The organism is Myroides marinus, assembly GCF_900109075.1.
In the GTDB taxonomy this organism is placed as follows: domain Bacteria; phylum Bacteroidota; class Bacteroidia; order Flavobacteriales; family Flavobacteriaceae; genus Flavobacterium; species Flavobacterium marinum_A.
In genome coordinates, this window is the sequence record NZ_FNYS01000002.1 from 38,285 (window position 1) to 52,732 (window position 14,448).

Annotated in this window: 9 protein-coding genes; 6 read left to right on the forward strand and 3 right to left on the reverse strand. The window is 38.3% G+C overall.

The genetic code is table 11. The features are described 5' to 3' along the window. The first annotated feature begins 3 nt into the window (after positions 1-3). From thrA to BMX53_RS02550, 5 genes are all read left to right on the forward strand, one after another. On the forward strand, positions 4-2,409 hold the full coding sequence (gene thrA, locus BMX53_RS02525) for a bifunctional aspartate kinase/homoserine dehydrogenase I (RefSeq protein ID WP_074744465.1): 2,406 nt from the start codon (positions 4-6) through the stop codon (positions 2,407-2,409). Between the two features lie 442 nt (positions 2,410-2,851). Next, a complete protein-coding gene (locus BMX53_RS02530) occupies positions 2,852-4,048 on the forward strand; it encodes a trans-sulfuration enzyme family protein (protein ID WP_074744468.1) in 1,197 nt (398 codons plus the stop codon). A gap of 43 nt (positions 4,049-4,091) precedes the next feature. After that, positions 4,092-7,823, forward strand: a complete 3,732-nt coding sequence (gene metH, locus BMX53_RS02535) for a methionine synthase (RefSeq protein ID WP_074744470.1) — start codon at positions 4,092-4,094, stop codon at positions 7,821-7,823. Beyond that, the gene (gene metF / locus BMX53_RS02540) at positions 7,820-8,776 is read left to right on the forward strand and encodes a methylenetetrahydrofolate reductase [NAD(P)H] (protein WP_074744472.1); all 957 of its coding nucleotides are present in this window, start codon (positions 7,820-7,822) and stop codon (positions 8,774-8,776) included. Before metH ends, metF begins: the two co-directional genes overlap by 4 nt. Before the next feature lie 495 nt (positions 8,777-9,271). Continuing rightward, the gene (locus BMX53_RS02550) at positions 9,272-10,108 is read left to right on the forward strand and encodes a DUF4349 domain-containing protein (RefSeq protein WP_074744788.1); all 837 of its coding nucleotides are present in this window, start codon (positions 9,272-9,274) and stop codon (positions 10,106-10,108) included. A 186-nt stretch (positions 10,109-10,294) separates the two neighbouring features. On the opposite strand, the gene BMX53_RS02555 is transcribed toward BMX53_RS02550, so the two are convergent. The 3 genes from BMX53_RS02555 to BMX53_RS02565 all read right to left on the reverse strand — a co-directional run bounded on the left by BMX53_RS02555 (position 10,295) and on the right by BMX53_RS02565 (position 12,708). Then, on the reverse strand, positions 10,295-10,798 hold the full coding sequence (locus tag BMX53_RS02555) for an NUDIX hydrolase (RefSeq protein WP_074744476.1): 504 nt from the start codon (positions 10,796-10,798) through the stop codon (positions 10,295-10,297). Between the two features lies 1 nt (position 10,799). Further along, positions 10,800-11,426, reverse strand: coding sequence for a chloramphenicol acetyltransferase (locus BMX53_RS02560; RefSeq protein WP_074744479.1), 627 nt, complete (start codon positions 11,424-11,426; stop codon positions 10,800-10,802). Positions 11,427-11,610: 184 nt separating this feature from the next. After that, complete coding sequence (locus BMX53_RS02565; RefSeq protein ID WP_074744481.1) at positions 11,611-12,708, reverse strand: TlpA family protein disulfide reductase; 1,098 nt, start codon at positions 12,706-12,708, stop codon at positions 11,611-11,613. Positions 12,709-13,217: 509 nt separating this feature from the next. Here BMX53_RS02565 and BMX53_RS02570 point away from each other — a divergent pair. After that, on the forward strand, positions 13,218-14,396 hold the full coding sequence (locus BMX53_RS02570; RefSeq protein ID WP_038987188.1) for an acyl-CoA dehydrogenase family protein: 1,179 nt from the start codon (positions 13,218-13,220) through the stop codon (positions 14,394-14,396). The last annotated feature ends 52 nt before the right edge of the window (positions 14,397-14,448 follow it).

Genomic DNA, 14,448 nt, shown 5'->3' on the forward strand with positions numbered 1-14,448 from the left:
ATCATGAAAGTATTAAAGTTTGGAGGAAAATCTCTTGCATCAGGACAAGCTTTTGACAACGTCATAAACATCATAAAAACAAAAGTAAACGAAGGACCTATCGCTATTGTAGTTTCTGCTATAGGAGATACAACAGATACCCTTGAAAATATATTAGACTTAGCAAAGACTAAACAAGATTACACGACTGCTTTTGAAGCATTCAAAAACAGAGCATATCACAACGAAGCAGATATAAATACAGAGCTTGAAGTATTGAGCAAATTATATGAAGGAGTTTCTCTAATAGAAGACTATGGCGTAAAGATTAAAGACCAAGTGTTAGCACAAGGGGAACTAATATCAAGTAAAATATTAGCTGCTCAGCTAAACGCAAAAGGTATTAAAGCTATAGCTGTAGACAGTCGTCAATTCTTTATTACAGATACTAACTTCGGAAGTGCACAAGCGATCGATGAGGTATCTAAACAAAAAACACAAGCCTACTTCGCTGCGTTAGATAAGGGAACAATAGCTGTAGTAACAGGCTTTATCGGATCTACCGATAAAGGAGAAACAACTACACTGGGACGCAATGGTAGTAACTATTCTGCAGCCTTATTAGCGAACTTCATCCAGGCAGATGAATTGCAAAACTATACTCATGTAGATGGTATCTATACTGCTAACCCTGATTGGGTAAAGAACGCACAGAAGATAGAAGAACTTCGCTTCGATGAGGCAAATGAGTTGGCCAACTTCGGAGCTTCTATTCTACATGCGAAAACAATACTGCCTTTAGTAGAAAACAATATCCCTCTGCGAATATTAAACACACTAAACCCAGAAAACAAAGGAACTCTTATCTCTAACAAACCAACAGATAAGGGAATTAAGTCACTATCGGTACAGTCTAATGTCGCTTTAGTACAGTTCGAAGGTAGAGGATTGTTAGGAATCGTAGGAGTAGATGCACGTGTATTTACAGCCTTGGCAAACGAAGGAATTAGTGTAGGTGTTATTTCACAAGGTTCTTCAGAGCGTGGTTTAGGTTTTATCGTAGAAGATAAAGATGCAGATAAGGCAGCCGAAGCTCTAAACAGAGAGTTCTCTAATGACTTCTATACTCGTGATGTGAACAGTATTTCTATCATCCGAGACCTTGCTGTTATTTCTATCATCGGACAGAACCTAAGCACATTTGACAAGCCTTATGCTGCATTAGTAAAGAATAAGATTGTTCCTATTCTATTCAACAATACAGTAACAGGGAAAAACGTAAGCTTAGTCGTACGCAAAGAAGAAGCAAAGAAAGCACTTAACGTAATACACGGACAGATATTCGGTATCGCTAAGAAGATCAATATCGCTGTCTTTGGACACGGATTAGTGGGAGGTACTTTAATAGACCAGATATTACAGTCTGCCCAATCTATCGAAGACAAAAAGAATATTGCCCTAAACATCTTCGCTATCGGTAACTCTAAAAAAGTATTGCTTAACGATGGAGGTATTAACTGCAACTGGAGAGAAGAGATAAAAGACAAGAGCGTAGCTTATACTATACAAGAAGTAATAGACTACGCGAATGCAAATCACTTAGAGAACTTAATCGCGATAGACAACACAGCTTCTGGTGAATTTATCAAAAACTATATTCCATTAGTAGAGAATGGTTTTGACCTTATCTCTTCTAATAAAATTGCAAACACAATATCATATAGTTTCTATAATGAGTTGCGTCAGACACTAAAGGCGAACCACAAAGAATACTTATACGAAACTAACGTAGGTGCTGGTTTACCATTGATTGATACGATTAAATTACTTCACTTATCAGGAGAGAATATCACTAAGATAAAAGGAGTGTTCTCGGGAAGTTTGAGTTACATTTTTAATAACTACTCTATCCAAGACAGACCATTTAGTGAGGTACTTAAAGAAGCTATCACTAAAGGGTTTACAGAACCAGATCCACGTGAAGACTTATCTGGTAATGACGTAGGACGTAAGTTATTAATCTTAGCGAGAGAATTAGACTTACAAAACGAGTTCGAAGAGATAAACATTCAGAACTTAATTCCTACAGACTTACAAGCAGTAGATACCCCAACGTTCTTAAACAGCTTAGAGAAACTAAATCCTTATTTCGACAAGATCAAACAAGGCTTAGCGCCAGATACTGTACTTCGCTATGTAGGGGAACTATCAGGTGATCTACAAGAAGACAAGGGAGTATTAGAAACTAAACTAATCGAAGTACCTACCAGCTCAGCATTAGGACAGCTAAAAGGCTCGGACAGTATATTCGAGATATACACAGAGAGCTATGGTGACAACCCTATCATTATCCAAGGAGCCGGTGCAGGAGCATCTGTAACTGCCAGAGGGGTATTTGGAGATGTGTTGAGATTGGCGGTGAATGGTTAACAGTTGACAGTGTACAGTTTACAGATTGGTTAACGGTGGATGGTTAATAAACTACCTATAAACCGTAAACCGTTAACTGTAAACCGTAAACCAGCATACTGTCCCACTATCTACTACCATTTAATACTATAATAATCATATTAAGTCATAATAATCAACTCTTTAAAAAAGCTTTATATAGGAAACTAATTTTGATTTATAACTGAATACCAAAAACTAACACTGTTAACCGTAAACCGTAAACCGTTGTCGCGGATTTGTAATCCGTGACTGACTAATCTCAGTTTCTGTCTGCAGCACGACAGAATTTAGATTGTGGAGCTTCGAGTGCGATCCTTCCTTCGTCAGGATAACAAACAGACTAGGAATTACAATAAACAGACCTGTAAACCAAAAACTAACCACTGTTAACTGTAAACCGTTAACCGTAAACTAAAAAAAGATGAGTACAAAAAACAATGAAGAAGGCTGTTGTTTTGAGACACAAGCCATACGAACACAGACAGAGCGTACACAATACAATGAACACTCTACCCCATTATACCTAACCTCAAGCTTTGTCTTTGACGATGCAGAGAATATGCGAGCTGTATTTGCAGAAGAAATAGAGCAATACTCTTACTCGCGATTCACTAATCCCAATCAAACAGAATTAGTAGATAAGATATGCCTATTCGAACAAGCAGAAGCAGGATATGCATTTGCTACAGGAATGGCGGCTGTGTATTGTAGTTTGTTTCCTTTACTAAAAGCAGGTGATCACATTGTTTCTTGTTCTAACATCTTTGGTTCTACACGCGGACTATTTAGCAGTATGTTTCCAGAATGGGGAGTAGATACGAGTTACTTTGACCTAAATCAAGTATACGATGTAGAGTCTCTAATCAAACCAAATACCAAGATACTATTTGCAGAAAGTCCGACTAACCCAGGAGTAGATGTATTAGACCTTGCGTACTTAGGAGAGATAGCTAAGAGACACAACCTCATCTTTATAGTAGATAACACCTTCGCTACCCCCTATCTACAGAATCCTATCACTTTAGGAGCACACGTAGTGATACACTCTGCTACTAAACTGATAGATGGACAAGGGCGAGTATGTGGAGGAGTTACAGTAGGATATAAAGAACATATACAAAAGATCTATCTATTCGCTCGCACCATAGGATCCAGCATCTCCCCATTCAATGCGTGGGTACTATCTAAGAGCTTAGAAACCTTAGCTGTGCGAGTAGATAGACATTGTGAGAATGCCTTGACGATAGCAGAATACTTAGAGCAACATCCAGCAGTGGAGTTTATTAAGTATCCTTTCTTGCCAAGTCATCCACAATATGAAATAGCAAAAAAACAAATGAAGCAAGGAGGTAATATTATCGCCTTCGGAATAAGAGGAGGGCTTGATGCAGGTAGAGCATTCTTAAATGCCTTACAGCTATGCAGTCGCTCAGCTAACCTTGGAGATAGTAGAACCATCGTTACACACCCTGCTTCTACCACACATAGTAAAGTTCCTGCAGAAGAAAAAATAGCTACAGGTATCACAGACAACCTGATACGTCTATCTGTAGGATTAGAGAATACGAAAGATATTATCCGTGACTTAGAACAAGCGTTAACTGTTGCACAACAATAACCCTGTTTTACACACCAATGAAGAATGATTAAATTAATAAATTATGTCAACAACACTTATACATACTGATATCAGAAGCCTATTAAAACAACGAACATTAGTACTCGATGGAGCAATGGGTACGATGCTTCAGGCTTACCGATTTTCAGAAGAAGACTTTAGAGGAGAGCGCTTTGCTGATTTTGCTCATCCTCTAAAGGGAAATAATGACTTGTTGTCAATCACTCAACCGGAGGCTGTAAAAGAAGTTCACAGACAATATCTTTTGGCAGGAGCTGATATCTTATCTACGAATACCTTCTCTGGTACTACCATAGCGATGGCGGATTACCACTTAGAAGATTTAGTATACGAACTAAACTATCAGTCAGCTAAGATAGCACGCGAAGTAGCAGACGAAGTAGAAGCTATTAACCCTGATAGACCTCGCTATGTAGCAGGAGCTATTGGCCCTACGAATAAGACAGCCAGTCTATCTCCAGATGTAAACAATCCTGGATACCGCGCTATCACATTCGAAGAGTTACGCATAGCGTATAAACAGCAAGCCGAGGCTCTATTAGACGGAGGATGCGACCTGTTATTAGTCGAAACTATATTTGACACATTGAATGCTAAAGCAGCTTTATTTGCCATAGACGAGATACAGTCAGAGCGAGGTATAGATATCCCAATTATGATATCAGGTACGATAACTGATGCTTCAGGACGTACCCTATCAGGACAGACAGTAGAGGCTTTCTTGATATCTATTGCCCATATACCACTATTGAGTATCGGATTTAACTGTGCCTTAGGAGCAGAACAGTTAGAGCCTTATGTAAAGCAATTAAGCCAGCATGCAGCAGTGAATATCTCTGCGCACCCAAATGCAGGATTGCCTAATGCCTTTGGAGAATACGATCAGACACCTAATGAAATGAAAGAACTAATCGATAGCTTTTTAAGCCAAAACTTAGTTCAGATTATCGGAGGATGTTGTGGGACTACACCAGAGCACATCAGATTAATTGCACAGGCAGTAGCAGAGCACGCAAAAGATAGAAGACCTAAGCAGTACAACCTAAAGCCTGTTCTTGCTTTATCAGGATTAGAGCCCTTATATGTTACTGCGGAGGCAAATTTTATCAACGTAGGAGAACGTACCAATGTAACTGGTTCTCGTAAATTCCTTCGCTTGATAAAAGAAGAACAATTTGACGAAGCTCTTGCCATCGCAAGAGAACAAGTAGAAGGAGGTGCTCAGATTATTGATATCAACATGGACGAAGGACTGTTAGACGGTGTACACTGTATGACTAACTTTCTTAACCTGATTGCCTCTGAGCCAGACATTGCTAAAGTACCTATCATGATAGATAGCTCTAAATGGGAGATTATCGAAGCAGGACTACGTGTAGTACAGGGTAAAGCTATTGTAAATTCGATCAGTTTAAAAGAAGGAGAAGCCCTATTCATCGAACATGCTAAACTAATCAAACGCTATGGAGCTGCTACAGTAGTGATGGCTTTTGACGAGAATGGACAGGCGGACTCTTTAGCAAGACGCATCGAGATATGCTCACGCTCTTATGATATATTAGTCAACCAAGTGAACTTCGCACCTCAGGATATCATCTTTGACCCGAATATATTCCCTGTAGCAACAGGAATGGAAGAGCACAACAACAATGCTTTAGACTTCTTTCAAGCGACCAAATGGATTAGAGAGAACCTTCCTTATGCCAATGTAAGTGGTGGGGTAAGTAATGTTTCTTTCTCTTTTAGAGGGAACAATAAAGTAAGAGAAGCTATGCACGCTGCCTTCTTATACCACGCAATACAGCATGGTATGAATATGGGGATAGTGAATCCTGAGATGTTAGAAGTTTACGATGAGGTGGACAAGGATTTAATGGAACACGTAGAAGACGTCTTATTAAACAGACGTGCTGATGCGACTGAACGCTTACTTGACTTTGCAGAGAGTATTAAAAATGAAAGTGCTATTCAAACAACCGAAAACAAAGTAGAAGAATGGCGTTCAGGCAGTATCCAGGATAGACTAACACATGCTTTAGTCAAAGGAATAGAAACTTACATCTTAGAAGATACAGAAGAAGCTCGACTAAGTGTACCTCAACCTATCCAAGTGATCGAACAATATTTGATGAATGGAATGAACGTAGTAGGTGATTTATTCGGAGCAGGTAAGATGTTCTTGCCACAAGTAGTAAAATCTGCTCGTGTAATGAAGAAAGCAGTAGCCTACCTCCTACCTTATATCGAAGAGAGCAAAAAGCAGAATGCTGAAGCCTCAGTTGGTAATGCAGGTAAGATACTAATGGCAACTGTAAGAGGAGATGTACACGACATCGGTAAGAATATCGTAGCTGTAGTATTAGCGTGTAATAACTATGAGATTATAGACCTTGGGGTAATGGTACCACCAGAGAAAATCATAGAGACTGCTATAAAAGAACAAGTTGACATCATCGGACTAAGTGGATTAATCACTCCATCCTTAGATGAGATGGTACACTTGGCTAAGGAGTTGGACAAGGTTAATAGCAATATTCCTATCATGATCGGTGGAGCGACTACCTCACGTGTTCATACTGCAGTAAAGATTGCACCAGAGTATAAGAACTGTGTTGTACATGTACACGATGCCTCTCGCTCTGTAACTATTGCTAACCAACTATTGCAAAAAGAAGTTGAAGCAAGCTTTAAGGAAAACATCAAAGCGGAGTACGATCAATTAAGACGCGACTATTTAGGTAGAGCCAGAGATAAGAGCTATATCACCATAGAACAAGCAAGAGCAAACAAAGTGAAGATCGAATGGGATGCAAAAGACATCGTCAAACCAAACTTCATAGGCACGAAGAGAGTCACAGTAGAGTTAGACGAACTATTGCCTTTTATAGATTGGGCACCGTTCTTTCGCTCTTGGCAGTTATACGGTAAGTTTCCTGAGATCTTGACAGATGAGATAGTAGGACAGACAGCCACACAGGTCTATGACGATGCACTAATTATGTTAGACAAAATCATAAACGAACGTTGGTTCGACGCCAGAGGTGTCTTAGGTATCTTCCCTGCTAACCAAGTAAACGACGATGATATTGAAGTCTACAACGAACAAGGAGAGGTATTAGACCACTTATTAACACTGCGTCAACAATCGCTGAAAAATATCAAAGCACCTAATATTGCCTTAGCAGACTTCATCGCCCCTAAAGAAAGCGGATTAGAAGATTACATCGGATTATTTGCTGTTTCTACAGGTTTTGGAGTAGATGAGATTGCTAAAACATACGAAGACGACCTTGATGATTACAGCGCTATTATGGTTAAAGCTTTAGCAGATCGCTTAGTAGAAGCCTTTGCCGAACTATTACACCACCGTGTACGTACAGAGATTTGGGGCTATGCTTCTGCTGAACGCTTAAGCAACGAAGAACTGATTAAGGAAGCTTATCAAGGGATTCGACCAGCACCAGGTTACCCAGCTTGTCCTGACCATTTAGAAAAAGGAACAATCTGGAAACTCCTGCAAGTGGAAGAACAAATAGGTGTAACGCTAACAGAGAGCTATGCCATGTTCCCAGCAGCTGCTGTCTCAGGATACTACTTTGCCCATCCACAGAGTAGATACTTTGGATTGGGGAAAATAGAGCAAGATCAATTAGAAGACTACGCCAATAGAAGAAATATAACAACAGAAGAAGCTGAGCGATGGTTGTCACCCAACTTAGCTCAAAACAATAAATTAACGACGAACGAATCATGAAAGTAACAGAACACATCCAAAAAGCAAACGGTAAAACACAATTCTCATTCGAGATACTACCACCGTTAAAAGGGCAAAACATTCAAGGAATATTTGACTCTATCGAACCGCTAATGGAGTTCGAACCACCTTTCATTGACGTGACGTATCACCGCGAAGAATATGAGTACAAAGAAGCAGGCAACGGACTGTGGGAAAAAAGAGTTGTCAGAAAAAGACCAGGAACTGTCGGCATTTGTTCGGCTATCCAAAATAGATTCAAGTTGGACGCCATACCGCACATCTTGTGTGGAGGCTTCACCAAAGAAGACACCGAAAACTTCCTTATAGACCTTGACTTCTTAGGTATAGACAATGTTGTAGCTCTTAGAGGAGATGCCGTAAAGAACGAGACCTACTTTAAACCTGAACCTAAAGGAAATAAGTACGCTTCTGAATTAGTCACTCAGATAGCAGAACTTAACCAAGGTATTTACTTAGACCCTGAATTAGAGAATACCAGTAAGACGGACTTCTGTATCGGAGTAGCTGGCTATCCAGAGAAACACATGGAAGCACCTAACTTTGATACCGATCTAAAATATCTAAAACAAAAGATAGACAACGGTGCAGAATACATCGTTACTCAAATGTTTTTTGACAACAGTAAGTTCTTTGAGTTTGTGGACAAGTGCAGAGCCATTGGTATTGATGTGCCTATCATACCAGGGCTAAAGCCATTAGCTACCCTAAGCCAACTAAACCTGTTGCCTCAACGCTTTAAAGTTGACCTACCAGATGACTTAGTTGCTGAGGTGTTAAAGGCAAAAGACAATACTGCTATCCGAGAGATAGGAATAGAATGGTGTGCGCAGCAATCAAAAGAACTTATCGCCGCAGGCATCCCTATCGTACACTACTACTCGATGGGTAAATCTGATAATATCATTAAGATTATCAAGAAAGCAATTTAGTTTACAGTGAACGGTTTACAACTGTTGACTGTAAACTGTAAACCTGAATCCATAACTCGTTATTTATAAATTTTTGGTTGTAGAAAACCCCTTTCATCATTTTGATAAAGGGGTTTTCGTTTATATATTCATAGTAAAAAGAAAACACTTCTCTCACCACTAAAACATTACTATTCCTACTGTAAAGAATGTAATACTTAGTTATAATCAGAACAACTTTTATTCTTTTACCTATAAAGTTCCACATCTCGATTGTTGGACAAACCTTGGACAATAAGTAGTGAATACTAGACTAGAGACACCTTTTCTCCATGAATGCTCTAACCATTCACCTAGTAGTGTCCTACCGAAGGTATATTGAAATAGTACTATACATTATTTGTTACCTGAAACTGCATTAAGTTTTTAGTATCTAAACTTTCGAATATTAATGATATCTAACTACATATAAACACTTTAAACATCATTATCGCGTTATATAATAAAATGACTGCTATGAAAAAAACAAACCTATTATTAATCATTATCACCCTAATGATATGTGTTGCTTGTGGTCAAAAAAGAGAATATGCTGAACCATCAGGAGAGACAACAGAATACACAAGTACAGCAGAAAAAGCGACTACAACTTCATCTACTGATACTTCAAAAGAGGAACCTCAAACTCAGCCTCCTCAAAACACAGATAACCGAAAAGTAATCAAAGAGGGCCTTATCCGCTTTAAAACTGCGAGTGCAAAAGAATCCAGAAAACTAATATCTCAATGCATAACTGACTATAATGGTTATTTAGCCCAGGATGATGTAAACACAAAAACAGGTATAGATCAATACACCGTGACTATCAGAGTCCCTGCAGAGAACTTCGAAAAATTACTTGACAGAGTAACAGACAATGCTCTTCAGATTGAGAGTAAGGACATCAAAGCAATAGATATCACAGAACAATATGTAGATCTAGAAGCGAGAATTAAAACAAAGAAAGAAATGGAGTCTCGCTTTAAGGAATTGCTAAAAAGAGCGAATACAATGGAAGAGATCTTTGTTGTAGAAAAAGAAATAGAAAAGATACGTTCAGACATTGAATCCTCAGAAGGAAGATTAAATGTTTTGAGAAACAGAGCTGCTTTCAGTACATTATCACTTGAGTTTTACGAACAAGACGAGCCAGTACATATCGAAGAAGACAAAGGATATGGCTTTAAAGAATCTTTCTTAACAGGCTGGTCTGGGTTAATGTGGTTTTTCTCAGGGTTACTGAACATTTGGCCATTTATCCTATTACTTATTGCTGCTATAATTGCCTTTAAAAAATTCTATAGTAACAAGTAATTGTTCACTCTAAAAACACAAAAGCCCTTCCTAAACAGAAGGGCTTTCTTATACCTATTAATATATTTTTACCTATTGTGGCAAATAAAGCCAGAATATCTAATCGACATTCGCTGCGGTAGACGTAAAGTATTACGTCTCTACAGTAATCAACTCCACCAATTCAATGCCACAAGCAAATAGCTATTAATTCTCAGTCGATAATAGTAAACCTCCTATCTCTTCCTTCATCTCCAACAGATTCAGCTCGCCATCGTATAACGCATGAAACACAAAAGGCTGTTGCTCTAAGATATACTGATAAATATACCAATCCGTCTTAGGAGTAGGTACATTCAACAAGTCTTCATAAGCTATCCACTCTAATGTTCCCTCATTACACTCAGGAGGAGTTACCTCATCGATATCTGCTACATACACATAACTCAACCAATTATACTTGGTAGGAGAAGTCTCTGTCAGTATACCACAGAACTTCACTTTATCCACACGAATACCTGTCTCTTCAAAAGTCTCACGGAGAACTCCTTCTTCAGGCGTTTCATAAGGTTCTATCTTACCACCAACTGGCGTGTATGTATCTTTATTAGGCTCTTTTAGGCGCTTAAGTAGCATAAAGTTGTTGCCATTTCTAAGCACACATAGTGTTGCTATCTTTTTTATTCCCTCTGGTATCACGATTTTACTCATCCTACTTCTCGTTTAATAGTTGCTGAAAACGATCTACGAACTCTCCTACATGTGCTCCGTCCATCAGTGCGTGATGTCCATGAATAGATACAGCCATACGCTTGCGTCCACCTTCATCCATCACCTTACCAAACGAAATTTTAGGACAACTATCTGGGAAGTCATAATGCCTCGCATGCGACATAGACGTAAAGTCAAGCCAAGGCACTGCTGAGATATGTAATACATTCTCTCCTTTAGACGCAGGAAAGAAATCAGATGACTTTTGCACACGGTCTATCTCCTCCTTTGCTTTAGCGAAGAACACTGTTGCATCGCTGTAGTAATCCATATATGCAAACCCAAAAGTCCCATTCGGTCTATTAATTGTCGGTGAAGCATGTACCTCATCATATAAATACACCTCTTTATCTACTATTCTGTATCGGAAAGCCTCTACCTCATTTGCTGCTTTTAGTGCATCGTGTAGATAAGTTAAGAAGAATGAGTGACCGTGTTCTTTGGCACTTTGATAGGCAATAGTACAATCTACTTGTACAGTCAACCCAAAGAAAGGTTCTGTAAATTGAGAAAAGAACGCATACTGCTCTTTTCGATTCCATTGTGAGAGTTCTATTTTAGTTCTCATAGTTGTTCTTGTTGTTTTAGTAATCGAAAGCGAAAATATACGTAATCTTCTTGATGGTATAAGACTTTTGTCCCATCGATACTTAATAGATGATCAATGCTTAAGGACAACCGAGATACATCTATCTCAAAGACGCTCTATAAAACAAAAAGCACGGATGATATCCGCGCTTAGTATATCTAAATTACTCTATTTCTTTTAGTATGATTGCTTTTAGATCAGCATTAAAACCATTAATTTCTTTTATAAACTTCCCTTCAGGACTAAATAATAAATAAGATGGAGTACTCATATTTCGATACATAGCCATAGCAGGATGAAGATGTCCTTCTTTATTCCAAATTATGTTTCCTTTCTTACCTTTTAACTCATAATACTTCTGTGCTTCTTGCAGATTATCACCTGTGTGATAAGTCACATACATTACTTTATCCTTTAACTCTTCTTCTATCACAGCAGTCTTAGGAGCTGCCTTGCCACAAAACCAACAGTAAACATTAGAGAAGTCTAATAGAACATACTTGCCATTATAATAGTCACTGAACCTAACTTCTTTATTTTTCAAATTTAATGCTGTGAAGTCATAATACATATCTCCTATTTCCAACTGTTTAGAATCACATAAAACCTTTAAAAACTTAATCTCACTTCTATCCATATTTACAGAGTCTACTAAGCTATACAAAGTCTTAAACTGTTCTACTGTAAATTGATCTTGATAAAACCTGATTAAACGTCTACCATAATCAGTATTAATGTGCTTTTTCAGAAACTCATACTGACGTCTAACATATTCTTTTCTAATAGTATCTAATTCATCTTTGTACTTCGCGTATACAACTTCAGATTTAGTCCCTTCTTCAATTTCCTTTTCTATAATCTCGTCAATATCATTGCTTTTCTTATCAAGATCTTTACTTAGTAAGTAGTTCTCATATCTCAATCCATCATACTTTGAGTTTTTAGCAACTACCTCATTAGGAAAATCATCAATAGAAGCATCGATAGTCACAGATTCATTACCTAAGTAAAAATAAGTGCGTATAATATCATTATCATCATACACTGATATAGATACAGAAGTAGGTGCTTCTTTTAAGCTTACTTCTACATCTATCACTCCGTCCTTTAGATAAAACTCTTTTTCTTTCTCTCCTCCTGAGATACTAAGTTTAGTCTTATTATCTATCCCAGTAATCTTTCCAGTGATATGTAATTTATCCTGAGCAAAAATGCCTACAGACAACAATAATGTTATCAATACAATTATTCTATTAGTCATAATTTAAGTGATTGGTTTGTTACTAATCTACAACGCATGGTTCAGAAGTATATTACTGCCCTATTCTGTCAATAGTATTAAATCAAACCTAAAGTATATAGAAACACGGTAAAGGCTATATACAATGAATATACATACCACTCCTCCCCACTTACCTAAAGAAACTGCCCTCATTTGGAGATAATGACCTTATTTGGTTAAAATGCACTAATATGAAGAACGAAAAAACACATAACAAACTAATATTCAATACTTAGCAATATTTTGTTTTACGTTTGTTTTGATAGTGTTCGGTAATTTCTAGTGTTTACTTGGGTTAGAAGGGTGTTTTCAAAAGCGTACTAAACCCGTACCCAAACCATCTACTATAGATTAAGATAGAAATAAAGCATTATTTGTATAAAAACGACGTGTATTTGAATTTTTATATTCTCTTTTCCGGGTAAAAATTGGTCAATTCGAAATAATGTCTATTTTTGTTATACAACCACAAAAAACGATATTGATATATGAGACCAGATTTATTTCAGGCACCTGATTATTACTTATTAGATGACTTGTTAACAGACGAACACAAGTTAATTAGAGATACAGCTAGAGCATGGGTAAAGAGAGAAGTAAGCCCTATCATAGAGGACTTCGCTCAACGTGCAGAATTTCCAAAACAGTTAATACCAGGACTTGCTGAGATAGGTGGATTCGGTCCTTATATCCCTACAGAGTATGGAGGAGCAGGATTAGACCAAATTTCTTATGGACTAATTATGCAAGAGATCGAGAGAGGGGACTCTGGTATTCGTTCTACCTCTTCTGTACAGTCGTCATTAGTGATGTACCCAATCTGGAAATACGGAAACGAAGAACAACGCAATAAATACCTACCTAAGTTAGCTACTGGAGAGTACATCGGATGTTTTGGATTGACAGAGCCAGACCACGGATCTAACCCTGGCGGAATGCTAACTAACTTTAAAGATATGGGAGACCACTACCTGCTAAACGGGGCTAAGATGTGGATCTCTAACGCGCCATTCGCAGACATCGCTGTAGTATGGGCTAAGAATGAAGAAGGACGCATCCACGGGCTTATCGTAGAGCGTGGTATGGAAGGATTCACTACTCCGGAGACACATAATAAGTGGTCACTTAGAGCATCTGCTACGGGTGAGTTGATATTCGATAATGTGAAGGTTCCTAAAGAGAACTTATTGCCAAATAAGTCAGGATTAGGAGCTCCTCTAGGATGTCTTGACTCTGCTAGATATGGTATTGCATGGGGAGCTATCGGGGCAGCTATGGACTGTTATGATACAGCACTTCGCTACTCTAAGGAGCGCATACAGTTTGACAAACCTATCGGTGCTACTCAACTTCAACAGAAGAAACTAGCTGAGATGATCACTGAGATTACTAAAGCACAGTTATTAACATGGAGACTAGGTGTACTTAGAAACGAAGGAAGAGCTACTTCTGCTCAGATATCTATGGCTAAGCGTAACAATGTTGCTATGGCATTAGACATTGCACGTGATGCTCGTCAGATGTTAGGTGGTATGGGGATTACGGGTGAGTACTCTATCATGCGCCACATGATGAACTTAGAGTCTGTAGTGACCTATGAAGGCACACATGACATCCACTTACTAATCACAGGTATGGATGTTACAGGATTCGCTGCATTCAAGTAATAAATATCAGAATAGATAAACTTTATATAAAGAGCTTCGCCTTTCGGTGAAG

Coding starts and splice junctions, on each gene's coding strand:
- BMX53_RS02555 (WP_074744476.1), bottom strand. CDS start 10,798: ATGAGTAAAATCGTGATACCAGAGGGAATAAAAAAGATAGCAACACTA.
- BMX53_RS02560 (WP_074744479.1), bottom strand. CDS start 11,426: ATGAGAACTAAAATAGAACTCTCACAATGGAATCGAAAAGAGCAGTAT.
- metH (WP_074744470.1), top strand. CDS start 4,092: ATGTCAACAACACTTATACATACTGATATCAGAAGCCTATTAAAACAA.
- BMX53_RS02530 (WP_074744468.1), top strand. CDS start 2,852: ATGAGTACAAAAAACAATGAAGAAGGCTGTTGTTTTGAGACACAAGCC.
- BMX53_RS02565 (WP_074744481.1), bottom strand. CDS start 12,708: ATGACTAATAGAATAATTGTATTGATAACATTATTGTTGTCTGTAGGC.
- BMX53_RS02550 (WP_074744788.1), top strand. CDS start 9,272: ATGAAAAAAACAAACCTATTATTAATCATTATCACCCTAATGATATGT.
- metF (WP_074744472.1), top strand. CDS start 7,820: ATGAAAGTAACAGAACACATCCAAAAAGCAAACGGTAAAACACAATTC.
- BMX53_RS02570 (WP_038987188.1), top strand. CDS start 13,218: ATGAGACCAGATTTATTTCAGGCACCTGATTATTACTTATTAGATGAC.
- thrA (WP_074744465.1), top strand. CDS start 4: ATGAAAGTATTAAAGTTTGGAGGAAAATCTCTTGCATCAGGACAAGCT.